At 62.7% G+C, this 15391-nt stretch carries 15 protein-coding genes; 9 read left to right on the top strand and 6 right to left on the bottom strand.

The window, feature by feature from the left end:
• Position 1: 1 nt before the first annotated feature.
• Together HV796_RS17770 and HV796_RS17765 are read right to left on the bottom strand one after the other, a co-directional pair.
• Positions 2–595: a nitroreductase family protein gene (locus tag HV796_RS17770; RefSeq protein WP_175227798.1), complete on the bottom strand. Its 594-nt coding sequence runs from the start codon at positions 593–595 to the stop codon at positions 2–4.
• Between the two features lie 132 nt (positions 596–727).
• A complete protein-coding gene (locus HV796_RS17765; RefSeq protein WP_175227797.1) occupies positions 728–2011 on the bottom strand; it encodes an MFS transporter in 1284 nt (427 codons plus the stop codon).
• A gap of 241 nt (positions 2012–2252) precedes the next feature.
• On the opposite strand from HV796_RS17765, the gene HV796_RS17760 reads away from it, so the two are divergent.
• Both HV796_RS17760 and HV796_RS17755 read left to right on the top strand, forming a co-directional pair.
• A complete protein-coding gene (locus tag HV796_RS17760) occupies positions 2253–2888 on the top strand; it encodes a TetR/AcrR family transcriptional regulator (RefSeq protein WP_377695129.1) in 636 nt (211 codons plus the stop codon).
• 23 nt (positions 2889–2911) lie between these two features.
• Positions 2912–3496, top strand: a complete 585-nt coding sequence (locus HV796_RS17755) for a DUF1415 domain-containing protein (RefSeq protein ID WP_175227795.1) — start codon at positions 2912–2914, stop codon at positions 3494–3496.
• 59 nt (positions 3497–3555) lie between these two features.
• Here HV796_RS17755 and HV796_RS17750 read toward each other — a convergent pair whose 3' ends face one another.
• Positions 3556–4386, bottom strand: a complete 831-nt coding sequence (locus tag HV796_RS17750; protein WP_175227794.1) for a class I SAM-dependent methyltransferase — start codon at positions 4384–4386, stop codon at positions 3556–3558.
• 413 nt (positions 4387–4799) lie between these two features.
• On the opposite strand from HV796_RS17750, the gene HV796_RS17745 reads away from it, so the two are divergent.
• Both HV796_RS17745 and HV796_RS17740 read left to right on the top strand, forming a co-directional pair.
• Complete coding sequence (locus tag HV796_RS17745; RefSeq protein ID WP_134196473.1) at positions 4800–5120, top strand: type II toxin-antitoxin system HicA family toxin; 321 nt, start codon at positions 4800–4802, stop codon at positions 5118–5120.
• Between the two features lie 265 nt (positions 5121–5385).
• Positions 5386–6933, top strand: coding sequence for a UxaA family hydrolase (locus HV796_RS17740; RefSeq protein ID WP_175227793.1), 1548 nt, complete (start codon positions 5386–5388; stop codon positions 6931–6933).
• Positions 6934–6954: 21 nt separating this feature from the next.
• Here HV796_RS17740 and HV796_RS17735 read toward each other — a convergent pair whose 3' ends face one another.
• Positions 6955–7167, bottom strand: coding sequence for a DUF1059 domain-containing protein (locus HV796_RS17735; protein ID WP_175227792.1), 213 nt, complete (start codon positions 7165–7167; stop codon positions 6955–6957).
• Positions 7168–7533: 366 nt separating this feature from the next.
• On the opposite strand from HV796_RS17735, the gene HV796_RS17730 reads away from it, so the two are divergent.
• Positions 7534–8796: a TIGR03862 family flavoprotein gene (locus tag HV796_RS17730; protein WP_175227791.1), complete on the top strand. Its 1263-nt coding sequence runs from the start codon at positions 7534–7536 to the stop codon at positions 8794–8796.
• Positions 8797–8855: 59 nt separating this feature from the next.
• Here HV796_RS17730 and HV796_RS17725 read toward each other — a convergent pair whose 3' ends face one another.
• Positions 8856–9998, bottom strand: coding sequence for a N5-glutamine methyltransferase family protein (locus tag HV796_RS17725; protein WP_175227790.1), 1143 nt, complete (start codon positions 9996–9998; stop codon positions 8856–8858).
• A gap of 249 nt (positions 9999–10247) precedes the next feature.
• Here HV796_RS17725 and cysD point away from each other — a divergent pair, with 249 nt between their 5' ends.
• The 4 genes from cysD to HV796_RS17705 all read left to right on the top strand — a co-directional run bounded on the left by cysD (position 10248) and on the right by HV796_RS17705 (position 14880).
• A complete protein-coding gene (gene cysD / locus HV796_RS17720) occupies positions 10248–11198 on the top strand; it encodes a sulfate adenylyltransferase subunit CysD (RefSeq protein ID WP_175227789.1) in 951 nt (316 codons plus the stop codon).
• Positions 11198–13120 (top strand): sulfate adenylyltransferase subunit CysN, encoded by a 1923-nt coding sequence (gene cysN / locus HV796_RS17715; protein WP_175227788.1) that lies wholly within the window; start codon positions 11198–11200, stop codon positions 13118–13120. Before cysD ends, cysN begins: the two co-directional genes overlap by 1 nt.
• A gap of 525 nt (positions 13121–13645) precedes the next feature.
• Positions 13646–14371 carry a cytochrome c oxidase assembly protein gene (locus HV796_RS17710; protein WP_175227787.1) on the top strand — a complete coding sequence of 242 codons (726 nt, stop codon included), beginning with the start codon at positions 13646–13648 and terminating at the stop codon, positions 14369–14371.
• A complete protein-coding gene (locus tag HV796_RS17705; protein WP_175227786.1) occupies positions 14368–14880 on the top strand; it encodes a CopD family protein in 513 nt (170 codons plus the stop codon). The genes HV796_RS17710 and HV796_RS17705 overlap by 4 nt, the downstream gene beginning before the upstream one ends.
• Here the strand turns inward: HV796_RS17705 and HV796_RS43385 are convergent.
• Positions 14844–15356 carry a DUF2231 domain-containing protein gene (locus HV796_RS43385; RefSeq protein WP_217477928.1) on the bottom strand — a complete coding sequence of 171 codons (513 nt, stop codon included), beginning with the start codon at positions 15354–15356 and terminating at the stop codon, positions 14844–14846. The genes HV796_RS17705 and HV796_RS43385 overlap by 37 nt on opposite strands.
• Positions 15357–15391: the final 35 nt, after the last annotated feature.

Here is a 15391-nt window from a genome sequence, read left to right as displayed (position 1 = left end):
GTCAGAACGCCTTTTTCCATGCCCCGGCGAACGCGATCTCCGCAAGCGGCAAGCGCGAACGCACCGCCTTCTCGCGTTCGCGCAACACCGGATCGAGCTTGTCGGCCTCACCGTAATGACCGAGCGCGATCATTGCAATGATTTCGACGTCGCCCGGAATCTCGAACACCTGACGAAACGCTTTGACATCGAAGCCGCTCATCTGATGCGCGCCCAGGCCGAGCGCGTGCGCCTGCAGGACCAGCGCCAGCGCCGCGGCGCCCGCATCATACGCCGCGCAGCGATTGACATCGCCCTTGTGGGTCAAGGTCTGCGTGGTGACGGCGATCAGCACCGGCACCGGGCGATTCCAGCCCTGATTGAACGGCACGAGTGTCGAGAATGCCTTCTTGAAGGCAACCTCATCCGCACTCCGATCAAACACGACGAAACGCCACGGCTGCGCGTTATACGCCGATGGCGCCCAACGCGCCGCTTCGAGTACCGCGTGCAGATGCTCGCGGCTCACCGGCTCGCTCGACAATGCACGCGGGCTCCAGCGGCTTGCCAGCAGTTCGTGAATGGGCGCTTCTGTAGGGGCGATTTTTTTGATCATCGGCGTCTCGCAGTCGAAGTACATGAACGATCGGTCGTTGCCCAACGGCCGGATAGGATAACCCGGACTCGGGTCATATACCGCGCCTCGACGCGTTCAACCCCACATTTCACTGCGAGACTGCAACATGCATCAGACCGCCTGAACCACGACCTCGCGCGGGCGCCGATTGATGCGCAGCACGATCACCGCGGCGATCAGGCACAAGCCGCCTGAAATCATCGACGCGACCGTGTAGGTGCCAAGACTGGCGCGCAGCATCCCCGCGCCGAGCGCGGCAAATGCCGCGCCGAGCTGGTGCCCGGCCACCACCCAGCCGAACACGACCGGTGCGGACTCCTTGCCGTACACGTCGGTGGCAAGGCGCACGGTAGGCGGCACCGTCGCGATCCAGTCGAGACCGTAGAAGATAGCGAACAGCGGCAAGCCGAAGAAATCGATGCCGAACGCATGCGGCAGGTAAATCAGCGAGAGACCGCGCAGACCGTAGTACCAGAACAGCAGGATGCGTGAATTGAAGCGGTCCGACAGCCAGCCCGACAGCGTCGTGCCAAAAAGATCGAAGATGCCCATCGCGGCAAGCAGCGACGCACCTTGCACTTCGGAAAGACCATAGTCGCCGCACATCGCGATCAGATGCGTGCCGACATAGCCATTGGTACTGGCGCCGCAAATGAAAAAGCTGAAGAAAAGCAGCCAGAAATCGCGCGTCCTGCTCGCGGTTGCCAGCGTGCCAAACGCGATCGCAAGCGGGTTCTGTTTCGACTGATCGGTTCTGAGCGGCGCATCCGCAGGTTCGCCGTAGGGCCGCAGCGTCAGATCGGCGGGACGCTCGGGCAGCAGGAAGGCGACCAGCGGCAGCACGACGCCGGCCGCGAGCGCGACCACCCAGACGACCGGCCGCCAGCCATGATGCTCGGCAATCGCGGCGAGCATCGGCAGAAAGACCAGCTGCCCGGTCGCGGAGCTGGCGGTGAGAATGCCCATCACCAGCCCGCGACGCGCGGTGAACCAGCGGTTGACCACCGTCGCCGACAGCGTCAGCGCCGCGACGCCGGTCGAGCCGCCGACCATCACGCCCCACACCAGCACCATCTGCCATGGCGCAGTCATCATCGACGACAGCGCGACACCGCCTGCCATCACCGTCAGCGCGGTCAGCAAGGTGGGCCGCACACCGAAGCGCTGCATCGCCGCTGCGGCAAACGGGCCCATCAAACCGTATAGCGCGATGTTCACCGAAATCGCGAGCGAGATCATCGCGCGGCTCCAGCCGAATTCGTGCTCGAGCGGGACCATCATCACGCTCGGCGTCGCGCGCGTGCCGGCCGCCGACAGCAGCACGAGGAACACCACCGCGACGGCCAGCCAGCCGTAATGGAAGCGCCCCCCAATCAGTCTTGAAGCCCAGTTCATCCGTTGCTCTCCGTTTCGACGGACGCCGCTGCGGAAATCAGACACACGCGCCGCCGGGATCGATTTAGGGTGGAATTATTACGAATCGCGTAAAGCAGTTGTGACTGATCTGTCACAATGTGTTGCGATGGTAGTTACCGATCAGTAACATGTCAAGGCGAGTCATTCGCAACCACGGACTGTCATGAACGATTCACGCACGGTTAAACCGCAGAGCAATACGCAACCCCAAGCGGGTGCACTGTCCGATGCCGCCACGCGCGAGCCCGGAAGTACGACGCGACGCCCTCACACCGCGGGCCCCGAAGCGCAGGAGCAATTGCTGCGTGCCGCGGCCGAGCTGTTTTATCGTGACGGGGTGCGCGCGGTCGGCGTCGATGCGGTTGTCGAACGGGCGGGCGTGAACAAGATGAGCCTATATCGGCAGTTCTCGTCGAAGGACGATCTGGTCGTCGCGTACCTTGAACAGGCGGACCGCGAGTTCTTCGTTCGCTTCGAACGCAACTTCGCGAAACGCCCCGGCGACGCGGTCAAACAGCTGAATCAGTATTTCAGCGACCTCGCGCGGCGTGCGTCGGCAGCCGACTACCGCGGTTGTCCGTTCGTCAATGTCGCGGCGGAGTTTCCCGATGCATCGCATCCCGCGCGGCTCTGCGTGAGCCGCAACAAGGCGAAGCTCAACGCCAGGCTAAATGAACTGGCTGTCCAGGCGGGCGCGCGCGAGCCCGCGGCCCTTGCCGACGCGCTCGCGTTGCTGATCGAAGGCGTCTATGCGGCAAGCCAGACATACGGCCCCGGCTGCGGGCCGATTGCTGCCGCGCCGATTGTCGCCGCGCAACTGATCGCGGCTGCGTGCACAGAGGCGCCGGTAAAATAGCCATTTTGCCGCCCTGCCGCGCTATGCCGCCCTGTTCGTTGCCCGCCGATGCCGTATGCGATCAAGCGGTCGTCGCCGCGACCCGTCACTGGCTGACGCGCGCGGTGATCGGGCTGAACCTGTGTCCGTTCGCGAAAGCGGTCCACGTGAAAAACCAGATCCGCTACGCGGTCAGCAAGGCGACAGACGTTGAAGGCGTGCTGGCCGACCTCGAACGCGAACTAAGCACGCTGGCGCACACGGACCCCGAGGCCATCGACACCACGCTGCTGATTGTTCCGCACGCACTCGCCGACTTTCTCGACTACAACGACTGTCTGTATTTTGCGGACCGGTTGCTGAAGCAACTGCGTCTCGACGGCACGCTGCAGATTGCGAGCTTTCATCCGAACTATCAGTTCGATGGCAGCGAGCCGGACGACATCGAAAACTATACGAACCGCTCGCCTTATCCGATCCTGCATTTGCTGCGCGAAGCGAGCATTGAACGCGCGGTCGAAGCATTCCCGGATGCGGCCGAGATCTACCAACGCAATCAGCAGACACTGCGGCGGCTCGGATTGGCAGGCTGGCGTCAATGGATGCTGGCAACGCTTACTGACGACTGAGCGGCCCCGGGGATCGCGGTCAACGCACAGTCAACGCGCAATTAGCCCGCAGATCACGCTCAAGCGTCGACGAAAAACCGCTCGCGCAGCTCGTTGAGCCCGAACCTGTCCATCACTTCGTGAAGCCGCTCGGCCGGCCTGCGCCGCGGCAAATCCTTATAGTGAGCGACGATCAACTCGTTCTTCATCGAGTGCTCCCAGCCGACCAGCTCGGTCACGTTCACCTGGTAGCCATGCGCCTCGAGTTGCAAACAGCGCAGCACGTTGGTGATCTGACTGCCGAACTCGCGTGTGTGCAGCGGATGGCGCCAGATTTCGGTCAACGCGTCACCGAGCGATTTGCTCTTGTTTCGCTTTAGCACGCCTGCGATCTCCGCCTGGCAACACGGGACCACGACCACATATTTCGCGTGCTTCTGCAACCCGAAGCGGATCGCATCGTCGGTCGCGGTATTGCATGCGTGCAGCGCGGTGACGACGTCGACGGCCGGCGGCAGCCGGTCCGACACGATCGACTCGGCCACCGACAGATTGAGAAACGACATCCCACCAAAACCAAGCCGCGCCGCCAGTTCCTCGGACTTCGTCACGAGCTCTTCGCGCGTCTCGATGCCATAGATGTGCGAGCTATCGCGCAGATCCTTGAAGAACAGGTCGTACAAAATGAAGCCCAGATACGACTTGCCCGCGCCGTGATCGACGAGCGAGACCGCGCCTTTCGTTTCTTTTACGTCATTGAGCAACGGCTCGATAAACTGATACAGGTGATAGACCTGCTTGAGCTTGCGGCGGCTGTCCTGGTTCATCTTGCCGTCGCGCGTGAGGATATGCAGTTCCTTTAGCAGTTCGACGGATTGAGTGGGCCGGATTTCGTAAGTTTTGCTCGACATCGAAGTTGCGTGCCACCCATTGCATGAAAAACGTGCGACAGGTGACGGAAAAAGGAAGAAGTTGCTGCCAGTTTACCGAAAAGCGCGGACAACCCGCTGGGTCGCCGCGCGAAAAACGGTGCGCGAGCATCTGTGAGGAACGCTTTATGCGGCGCGGACCCCATCATGGGCGCTGCATGAGCGTTGCATCGTGCGTCACGCGTGCCCGCCGGGCGACCAGCCCGGCCTGGCGGCTACGCGACATAACAACGAAAGCTGCCGGCCGCTCAAACGCGATGAACCGGTGACTGTGGGGGAGGTCGTACCCGTCACGTGCATGCGATCATGCCCGATACGACGGGGCCGAACGTAACCTAACCTGAAGCGTGCCGCGACTGTTCACAGGAAGCGCGCTCGGATCCGAAGAGGCGGCAATGGATACGATACCCAACGGAAACGCAGAGCAGAAGTTTCAGGAACTGCTCGCAAAGCTGACGACAACCCCGGAATGGACCGAGAAACAACAGCTCGAGCTGGAAATGGCGCGAGACATCTCGGTCGAGATGCTGCGTCTCGCCGAAGAGATGCGCGATGGCAGCGTCGACCTCGAAACCGTTCTGATTCTGCTCAAATATGCCAAAGTGCTCGACTTCGTGATGACGACGCTCGCGTCGCGGCGCGACATCAAACCACAGACGCTGCGCGTCATCTTCAAGCTGGCGGGACTGAAGGTCGATGAAGCCTACCCGGGCTGAAGCACCCGTAAAAGCGTCGATTGAAACGGTCCGCTGCCCGTTTCGCTAACTCTCATCTAACCGGCACGGCGTGGCATCGCGACATCCCTTGCCGCGTGCACGCCGCTTTCGCTCGCCTCTGCGTCAACCTCCCAACTGGCGTCGTCAATCGGCTATTCTTTGAATCGTTTGCAGAAGAAATCGACGTGCCGCGCATAGCGACCTATGCGCCCCGCGCGATCGCCGCTCCGCTTCCCTACGACGCTCCCCTTTCGAGGCCCGCGCGATGCCGACCGAATCAGCCGTTGCTCAACCCATCATCCGTCTTCATCCGAACGACGATGTGATCATTGCAACTCGCCAGCTCGTGCCGGGCACGCGCATCGACGCGGAAGATCTCGTCGTCACCGGACTGATTCCGCCCGGTCACAAGGTGGCGACCCGCGCGATCGCAAAGGGCGAGCCGGTCAAGCGCTATAACCAGATCATCGGCGTCGCGCGCGACGCGATCGCGCGTGGCCAGCATGTGCACGTGCACAATCTCGGCATGGCGGAATTCGCGCGCGAACACGAGTTCGGCGTCGATGTGCACCAGACCGATTACATCGCCAAGCCCGCGCATTTCATGGGAATCCGCCGCGCGGACGGCCGTGTCGCCACGCGCAACTTCATTGGCGTGCTGACGAGCGTTAACTGTTCAGCAACCGTGGCACGCGCGATCGCCGATCACTTTCGCCGCGATGTGCATCCGCAAGCGCTCGCCGACTATCCGAACGTCGATGGCGTGATCGCGCTGACGCATGGCCTGGGCTGCGGAATCGACACGCTCGGCGAGGGAATGACCATTCTTCGCCGCACGCTCGCGGGCTACGCGGTGCATCCGAACTTCGCAGCGGTACTGTTCGTCGGACTGGGCTGCGAGGCCAATCAGATCGGCGGGGTGCTCGAGTCCGGCGGCCTGAAAGACAATCAGCCGAAACTGCGCAGCTTCACGATCCAGGACAGCGGCGGCACACGCAAGACGATCGAACGCGGCATCGCAATGGTGCGCGAGATGCTCGCCGACGCGAACCGCGTCGCGCGCGAACCCGTGCCGGCGTCCTGGCTGAACGTCGGGCTGCAATGCGGCGGGTCCGATGGTTACTCGGGCATTTCGGCAAACCCCGCACTGGGCGCGGCGGTCGACCGCCTGGTGCGGCACGGCGGCACCGCGATCCTGTCCGAGACGCCGGAGGTTTACGGCGCCGAACACCTGTTGACGCGGCGGGCAGTGAGCCGCGAGGTCGGCGAGAAGCTGCTCGCGCGCATTGCATGGTGGCAGGACTATTGCGCGCGCAACCATGCGGCGCTCGACAACAACCCGTCGGCTGGCAACAAGGTCGGCGGCCTCACGACGATTCTCGAAAAATCGCTCGGCGCCGTCGCCAAGGGCGGCACGACGAATCTTGTCGACGTCTACGAATACGCGCAGCCGATCGCCGCGAAAGGCTTCGTGTTTATGGATTCGCCCGGCTACGATCCGATGTCGGCGACCGGCCAGGTCGCGTCGGGCGCGAATCTGATCTGCTTCACCACCGGCCGCGGTTCCGCGTATGGCTGCGCGCCATCGCCGTCGCTGAAGCTCGCAACCAATACCGCGCTGTGGGAACGCCAGCAGGACGATATGGACATCAACTGCGGTGGCGTCATCGACGGCACCGCATCCATCGATCAGCTAGGCGACGCGATCTTTCAGATGATGCTCGACTGCGCGTCCGGCACGCCTTCGAAAAGCGAATTACACGGCTATGGACAGAACGAATTCGTGCCGTGGCAAGTGGGCGTCGTGACCTGAAGCGATCGCGCGCGGCACGTATCACGCGTTGTGCTGCATCTCAGCCGGTGGCGTGCCGGCGTGGAACATCGTCTTCAACTGCGAGCGCAATTCAGGCGAGTCCGCATGCTTGTGCACCGTGACCGCGTGCTGCACCGCAGCCTCGAGGAGTTCGCCTTCCGAATCGGCGCATAGCGCAACCGAACACGCAATGTCGCTCGGGTATTCACGGCAATCGATGTAGACGCGGCTCATGGTAGTACTCCTCACATCAATGGATACACACGCGGTTCATGTCTGAACGATTCGACAGGCGAGCCTTTCGGATCGACTGAACCGATTGGTCATCGGACAATGCGTGCGCGGGAAAATGACGCGAAGTGCGTCAAACGGGGAGGTGTCAAAAAGTATAGGTCGCGGTGCGGCCAAGCGAGGCACCGCGCGGACGGAAATTGACGAAGGGGTTCGAAAGGAGAGCGTTGCACAATACGTCGCTCTTATGGATGCTCGGGCCGTGTCGCGAGCCTATGGGAGAATGCGGACGCCGCCTGACTCGGGCTTCGCATGTAACCGGTGTCCGGAACATCCATTCAATGTCATTCTCTCGATCGTTTGCCACGCATGTCGATTTTGTACGACCGTCATAGCGTCGCCGTGATCGGCGGCGGGCCCGCCGGACTCATGGCCGCCGAAGCGCTGGTGCAGCACGGCGTGCAAGTCGACGTCTACGATGCCATGCCTTCCGTCGGCCGCAAGTTTCTGATGGCCGGCAAAGGCGGGATGAACATCACCCATTCGGAGCCGCTCGACCGGTTCTTGACACGATATGGCAAGCGCAGCGCGCAGATTGCGCCGCTCGTCGAACGGTTCGCTCCCGACGCATTGCGCGCATGGACCAGCGAGCTCGGCGTGGACACCTTCGTCGGCAGCTCGGGGCGCGTGTTTCCGACCGATATGAAAGCCGCGCCGCTGCTGCGCGCATGGCTGCACCGCTTGCGGGAATCCGGCGTGCGTTTTCATATGCGGCACAAATGGGTCGGCTGGGATACCCCCAGCGGACGCGCGCGGCATGCGCTGCGTCTGCTGACGCCCGGCGGCGAACAGGTGCTGCACGCCGATGCGGTGATTCTCGCGCTCGGCGGCGGCAGTTGGCCGCGGCTCGGCTCGGACGCGTCATGGGTGCCGCTGCTGACCGAACGCAACATACCGGTCACTCCGCTCACCCCCTCCAACTGCGGCTTCGATGCGGACTGGACCGAACCCTTTCGCGAGCGCTTCGCCGGCCAGCCGGTGAAGGCGGTCGCGATCGTCGTGACGGACACCGACAGCCAGGTGCTGCGTCGGCAAGGCGAGTTCGTCATCACGACCACGGGGATCGAAGGCAGCCTCGTCTACGCGCTTTCCGCCGCGATTCGCGAACGCGTGCTTGCCGACGGCGCCGCGGTCATCCGGCTCGATCTCGCGCCGGGACTGTCCCATGAACGCGTGATCGACGAAGTCGTGCGGCCACGCGGCTCGCGCTCGATGTCGAGCCATCTGCAAAGCCGCATCGGCATCGCGGGCGTGAAGCTCGGCTTGCTGCACGAGTGCCTGTCGAAGAAGGACTTCTTCGATATCGAGCGGGTCGCGTACGCCATCAAGGCGCTGCCGTTGCGGCTCGTACGTGCGCGGCCGATCGAAGAGGCGATCAGCAGCGCGGGCGGCGTGCCATTCGAGGCACTGGATTCGCACCTGATGATTCGCGAACTGCCTGGCGTGTTTTGCGCGGGTGAAATGCTCGACTGGGAAGCGCCAACCGGCGGCTATCTGCTCACCGCCTGTTTCGCGAGCGGGCTTGCCGCAGGGCTCGGTGCGTTGAATCATCTCGCGAGCGTCGGGCGCTGACGGTGATGCACTTGCCCGCCGGCGCCTCACGCGCCGCTCAGCGGGTGCTTAGTGGGTGCTTAGCGGACTTTCAGACGCCATAGCGACGTCACTTCCGCCGCGCGCGCCGTGTGCAATGGGTCGGACGGATCGGTTGCCTTCGGATGACGCGGCCGGATCTCTTCGCGCCCCGCGACGGCAAGCCCTGCGCGATCGATCGCTGCGAGCAGATCGGCTCGGGTGCGCAAGCCGAGGTGCTCGGCGAAGTCGGACAGGATCAGCCAGCCTTCGCCGTCGGGCTCCAGATGGTCGGCAAGGCCGTTGAGAAAGCCGAGCAGCATGCGGCTCTCGTGATCGTAAATCGCGTACTCGATCGGCGATGCAGGCCGCGCCGGCAGCCACGGCGGATTGCACACGACAAGCGGCGCGCGGCCGGGTGGAAACAGATCCGCGTTGACGATCTCGACGCGCCCGGCATAGCCGAGCCGCACAAGATTCTCCTGTGCGCACGCGAGCGCGCGCGGGTCCTGGTCGGTGGCGACGATCTTCCTGACGCCACGCTTCGCGAGCACGGCGGCAAGCACACCGGTACCGGTGCCGATATCAAACGCGAGCGCTTGCGAAGGCAGCGGTGTGCGCGCAACCAGATCGATATATTCGCCGCGCACTGGCGAAAACACGCCGTAGTACGGGTGAATACGCGCGCCGAGCGCTAGAACGTCGACGCCCTTTTTGCGCCACTCGTGCGCACCGATCAACCCGAGCAACTCGCGCAGCGAGACCACCGACGTGTCAGCGCCGGGCGGACCGTAGGTTTCGGTACACGCCTGCTGCACGTCGGGCGCGCGACGCAGCGGAATCGTGTAATCGGCATCGAGCGGGATCAGCAACATGCCCAGTGTGCGCGCGCGTTGCGACTGCGCTTGCCGATGCAGGTTGAACGCGTCGAGTGGCGAAGTCGCGCGCTTCGGCGGCTTGCGTTCGAGCCGGCGCGTCATCGCTTGCAGCAGTTGGCGCGCGTTCTGGAAGTCACCGTGCCAAAGCAAGGCGGTGCCTTCGCAGGCGAGCCGATAGGCGGAATCGGCTGTCGTACGGTCGTCCGCCAGCACGACGCGCTTCGGCGGCGGCACGCCCGCCTCGGAGCGCCAGCGTGCCGAGCGTGGGCCATCGGCTTCGGGCCACGTGATGACGGGAATGTGAGGAAGATCAGCGGATGAGGTCATGGCTACTCGGAAGCAACGCCACGCATTATGCAGCAATGCGGTCGACGATTACGGCGGCGCAAACCGGAACGCCTCACATTCGGGCATCCCTGTAAGGCGATTCAAAGAACTGCGGGCAAAGGTTTGCTCTCTTCGGCGGCAGCCGTTTCAATCGCCAAGCGTAAGATGAGCGGCGAAAGTATCGATTCGGGACGCTCAAGGAAATCCCTTTAGACCGGCATCATTGCCCGCTCCAGACGCGTGAAGCTTATGAACGAACGATTGGCGCACCGCAACGCGATACCGCAGAAGGCGGCGGGAAACGCGCTCACGCATTTGCAGCGGCTCGAAGCCGAGAGCATCGACATCATGCGCGAGGCGATCGCGGATGCAGAGAATCCGGTGATGCTGTATTCGATCGGCAAGGACAGCTCGGTGCTGCTGCATCTGGCCATGAAGGCGTTTTATCCGTCGAAGCCGCCGTTCCGTCTGCTGCATGTCGACACTACATGGAAATTCCGCGACATGTACGCGTTCCGCGACCAGGCCGTGGCGCGGCTCGGTCTCGATCTGCTGATCTATCAGAACCCGGAAGCGCTGGAAAAACGCATCAATCCGTTCGATCACGGCTCGGCCATTCATACGGATATCTGGAAGACACAAGGCCTGAAGCAGGCGCTGGACACATTCGGCTTCGACCTGGCATTCGGCGGCGCGCGCCGCGACGAGGAAAAATCACGCGCGAAGGAACGCATTTTCTCGTTTCGCTCGGCGCAGCACCGATGGGATCCGAAGATGCAGCGCCCCGAACTCTGGCGCCTGTACAACGGGCGCAAGAATCGAGGCGAGAGCATGCGCGTCTTCCCGATCTCGAACTGGACCGAACTCGATATCTGGCAATACATCTACCTGGAGAATATTCCGCTCGTACCGCTCTATTTCGCCGCCGTTCGGCCGGTGGTCGAGCGCGACGGTTTGCTGATCATGGTCGATGACGACCGGATGCCGCTCAAGCCCGGCGAGCAGCCGACAATGTGCAGCGTCCGCTTTCGCACACTCGGGTGCTACCCGCTTACCGACGCCATCGAGAGCACCGCGACGACCTTGCCTCAGATCATTCAGGAAATGCTGTTGACGAAAACCTCCGAGCGTCAGGGGCGCCTGATCGACCACGATTCGAGCGGCTCGATGGAGAAGAAAAAGCAGGAAGGCTATTTCTGATGGCACATGTATCGAACCTGATCGCCGAGGACATCGAGCAATATCTGGAAGCGCACCAGCACAAGGGACTGCTACGCTTCATCACCTGCGGCAGCGTCGACGACGGCAAGAGCACGCTGATCGGACGTCTGCTCTATGAGTCGAAAATGCTGTTTGCCGATCAGCTGGCCGCGCTCGAAGCCGATTCGAAAAAGGTCGGCACGCAGGGCGGAGCGCTCGACTTTGCACTGCTCGTCGACGGGCTCGCGGCAGAGCGCGAACAAGGCATCACGATCGATGTCGCGTATCGCTTCTTCTCGACGGATCGACGCAAGTTCATCGTTGCCGATACACCCGGCCACGAGCAATACAACCGCAACATGGTGACCGGCGCGTCGACGGCGGATGTCGCGATCCTGATCGTCGATGCGCGCAAGGGGTTGCTCACGCAAACCCGCCGCCACAGCTACATCGTGTCGCTGCTTGGCATCCGGCACGTCGTGCTCGCGATCAACAAGCTCGATCTGGTCGATTACTCGAAAGACGTATTCGATCGCATCGTCGACGAATACCGTGCATTGGCGGCACAGACAAGTATTGCCCACGTGGTTGCCATTCCGATGTCGGCGCTCAATGGAGACAACGTCACGGTTCCAAGCGAGCGCACGCGGTGGTACCACGGGCCGACGCTGATGGCTTACCTCGAAACGGTGGAGATCGGCGACGATGCGGCGCAGTCGGGCGCGTTCCGTATGCCGGTTCAGTGGGTCAATCGGCCCAATGCGGATTTTCGCGGCTTCTCGGGTCGCGTGGTGGGCGGCACCCTGCGGCGAGGCGCGCGGGTGCGGGTGCTGCCGTCGGGACGTGAAAGCACCGTCGAGCGGATCGTGACGTTCGATGGCGACCTCGAGCAGGCGGTGACGGGCCAATCGATCACGGTCACGCTGACCGACGAGATCGATATCAGCCGCGGCGACATGCTGTGTGCCGCCGACGCGCCCGCGTCGGTCGCCGACCAGTTCGAGGCCAACGTCGTCTGGATGAGCGACGAGCCGATGCTGCCAGGCCGGAAGTACCTGATGAAGCTGGGCGCGAAGACTGTGGGTTTGTCGATCGGCCCGCTCAAGTACAAGGTCAACGTCAATACGATGGAGCGTCTGCCGGCAAAAACGCTGGAGCTGAACGAAATCGGCGTCTGCAATCTGCATGTCGATCAGGGCATTGCGTTTGATGCTTACCAGGAGAATCGCGATACCGGCGGCTTTATCATCATCGACCGGCTATCGAATGCGACGGTGGGCGCCGGCATGCTGCACTTTGCGTTACGCCGATCGCAGAACGTCCATTGGCAAGCGCTCGAGATCAATAAGGACGCGCGCGCACGGCTCAAGGGGCAAACGCCGGCGGTGGTCTGGTTGACGGGCCTATCGGGCGCCGGCAAATCCACGATCGCGAACCTTGTGGAGAAGAAGCTTCATGCGTTGGGACGGCATACGTATCTGCTCGACGGTGATAACGTCCGGCATGGTCTCTGTATGGATCTTGGGTTCACCGAGGTCGATCGCGTGGAAAACATACGTCGCGTGGGTGAAGTGGCGAAGCTGATGGTCGATGCCGGGCTGATCGCGCTGGTGTCGTTTATTTCGCCATTCCGGGCGGAACGCGAAACCGCACGTGGTCTGGTTGCGGATGGTGAGTTTGTCGAAGTGTTTGTCGACACGCCGCTCGCGGTGGCGGAGCGGCGCGATCCGAAGGGGTTGTACAAGAAGGCGCGCCGGGGTGAGCTGAAAAACTTTACCGGGATTGATTCGGCGTATGAGCCGCCAGAGAACCCGGAACTGCATATCGATACAACGAAGCTCACGCCGGAGGAAGCGGCGGAGAAGATTGTGGCGTATCTGTGTGAGGATCAGCGGCGGGATTCGGGCGGCGTGCGCTCGTAGGTCAACTCAGGACCCGAAACGCAAAAAGGGTTACAGGAAAAATCCCTGTAACCCTTTGATGTGGTGCCGAGTGTCTGACTCGAACAGACGACCTACCGCTTACCTTACCACTACGACTTTCGCCGCCTAACGTTTGTGGTCTGGACTATCCCTTAGCCATAGCGAACGCCTTAGGCTCCCCCCGTCTAGTCTCTACACCTTCTTGCGTCAGCAAGCTTGGCTCGGGATTGGCATAGCCCGTGAAGGCGTTAGCTTTCCCCGAATTTGAGGGGTTCTACTCCCATCGTTTCCGACAGGGCACTCGTGTGTGTTCAAGGCGGTTGCTCTACCAACTGAGCTAACCCGGCGAAGCGCACGATTATACCCCATGTGCGCTAACGCATGCCCACCGGCCTTGAGCGATCGTTCTTCCGCTACGCGATACGAGCGAAATTAGTCTACTATCACCAGCAGCTTCACATGCCTTGTCACACCGACGGCTAAGCGTACATTACAGTGCGGTTACGATCCGGAGGGCAGCGTGTCATGCCAGCTTCACTGATCGCCTACTGCGGCCCCGCAGCCATTCCTCAAGACTTCTGGCTGCGCTGGAATACCGATCCGTTGTTGCTCGCGGCGCTTGCCGCCCTGGCATTCGTCATCGCCCGCGGCCGCTCGGCCGATGCAAGCGCCGGCTGGGCGGCGCTTGCGCTGATGGTCGTCGTATTCGTCTCGCCGCTGTGCGCGTTGTCGTCCGCGTTGTTCTCGGCGCGCGTCACCCACCACATCATCCTGATCGCCGCCGTCGCGCCTCTGCTCGCGCGTGCGTTCCCGCTCCCCCACTTGCCTTGGCCACCGCTTGCGCCGGTGGTCGCTGCTCATGCCATCGTCGTCTGGCTCTGGCATGCACCCGGGCCCTATGCCTGGGCTCTGGCCACCGTGCCCGCCTACTGGCTGATGCAGGTCACATTACTCGGCAGTGCATGGTTAATGTGGCGCAGCATCCTTGCGCCGTGGGTCCAGACCGGCGCCGCATTGATGGCGCTGGTCGCGACGATCGGGCAGATGGGCCTGCTCGGCGCGCTGATCGTCTTCTCACCGCGGCCGCTCTATGTCGTGCATTTCGCCAGCACGGCCGCATGGGGCCTCACCCCGCTCGCCGATCAGCAACTGGCCGGCTTACTGATGTGGGTGCTCGCGATGATCCCCTATCTCGCTGCGGGACTCTGGATCACCTGGTCCTCGCTGCGCGCGAGGGAGCCCGCCCTGTGACAACCGCCCTGAAATTCATCCATCTGGCCGCGATCGCGATCTGGTCGGGCGGACTCATCGTGCTGCCGCTGCTGTTCTGGCAACGGCGCACGCTCACGGTTGGCCCCGAACTCGACCGGCTGCACCGCATCACGAGGCTTGTCTATGTCGAGCTGACCTCTCCGGCTGCGTTCATCGCGATCGCAAGCGGCACGGCGCTGATCTTCCTGCAGGCCACCTTCGTCGAATGGTTCTCAGTGAAGATGGTGCTCGTCGGCATCATGGCGATGCTGCATGTCGTCGCGGGCCTCGTCCTCCATCATCTGTTCCTGCCCGACGGACACTTCAGCCGGCCTGCGTCGATTGCACTGGCAACGGCCTATGTGCTCGTGATCGTCGCGATCATCTGGGTCGTACTGGCCAAGCCGCACATCCCGTCAAACACGTTCGCCCCGCATCTGTTCGAGCCAGGCGGCCTCGCCCGCTGGCTACATCAGTCCTTCGGCGAAACCAGAATGCCGACGCCATGATCGAACACGAGCTTGCCTCCATGCCAGCCGGCGAAGCCCGTCATCACCGAGGCGAGGATCGACAGCGCGAGCCCGTGCGGCAGCACCTCGGCGGGATAGAAAAGGCGCAGCCCCCAGTTGGCGCCCGCGATCGCGACCAGTGTCATGGCGGCCACGGCATGCGACCAGCTGGCCTCCCGCAAGCGGATGCCGCGCACCAGCAACAGCTCGGCCGTGCCGACGAGGCTCGCGCCCACGCCGCTCCAGAATGCAAAGCCGGCGGCCCACAGACCCGCCCTCACCCAGAACGGATCGCCCGACCACCAGTAGATGACATCGACGCCCAGCGTGGCGACCACGAAGGCAATCGGGAAGTGCACCATCATCACGTGAATCGGGTGCCCCACAAGCGCGACGGCCGAGCCCGCATCGAGCCTCAGCAGTTCGAGCACCACCTCGCTCCTGGTCTGGTGTCCGGAATCGCCGTTCTTTGCCATGGTCAATGCCCGCCGCGTCGAAGATGTGATGCTTC

The organism is Paraburkholderia humisilvae (assembly GCF_902859855.1).
In the GTDB taxonomy this organism is placed as follows: Bacteria; Pseudomonadota; Gammaproteobacteria; order Burkholderiales; family Burkholderiaceae; genus Paraburkholderia; species Paraburkholderia humisilvae.
This window is presented reverse-complemented; position numbering and strand designations above follow the sequence as displayed.

Coding starts and splice junctions, on each gene's coding strand:
- HV796_RS17755 (WP_175227795.1), top strand. CDS start 2,912: ATGCCGCCCTGTTCGTTGCCCGCCGATGCCGTATGCGATCAAGCGGTC.
- HV796_RS17745 (WP_134196473.1), top strand. CDS start 4,800: ATGGATACGATACCCAACGGAAACGCAGAGCAGAAGTTTCAGGAACTG.
- cysN (WP_175227788.1), top strand. CDS start 11,198: ATGGCACATGTATCGAACCTGATCGCCGAGGACATCGAGCAATATCTG.
- HV796_RS17750 (WP_175227794.1), bottom strand. CDS start 4,386: ATGTCGAGCAAAACTTACGAAATCCGGCCCACTCAATCCGTCGAACTG.
- HV796_RS17770 (WP_175227798.1), bottom strand. CDS start 595: ATGATCAAAAAAATCGCCCCTACAGAAGCGCCCATTCACGAACTGCTG.
- HV796_RS17735 (WP_175227792.1), bottom strand. CDS start 7,167: ATGAGCCGCGTCTACATCGATTGCCGTGAATACCCGAGCGACATTGCG.
- HV796_RS17740 (WP_175227793.1), top strand. CDS start 5,386: ATGCCGACCGAATCAGCCGTTGCTCAACCCATCATCCGTCTTCATCCG.
- cysD (WP_175227789.1), top strand. CDS start 10,248: ATGAACGAACGATTGGCGCACCGCAACGCGATACCGCAGAAGGCGGCG.
- HV796_RS17725 (WP_175227790.1), bottom strand. CDS start 9,998: ATGACCTCATCCGCTGATCTTCCTCACATTCCCGTCATCACGTGGCCC.
- HV796_RS17765 (WP_175227797.1), bottom strand. CDS start 2,011: ATGAACTGGGCTTCAAGACTGATTGGGGGGCGCTTCCATTACGGCTGG.
- HV796_RS17730 (WP_175227791.1), top strand. CDS start 7,534: ATGTCGATTTTGTACGACCGTCATAGCGTCGCCGTGATCGGCGGCGGG.
- HV796_RS43385 (WP_217477928.1), bottom strand. CDS start 15,356: ATGGCAAAGAACGGCGATTCCGGACACCAGACCAGGAGCGAGGTGGTG.
- HV796_RS17710 (WP_175227787.1), top strand. CDS start 13,646: ATGCCAGCTTCACTGATCGCCTACTGCGGCCCCGCAGCCATTCCTCAA.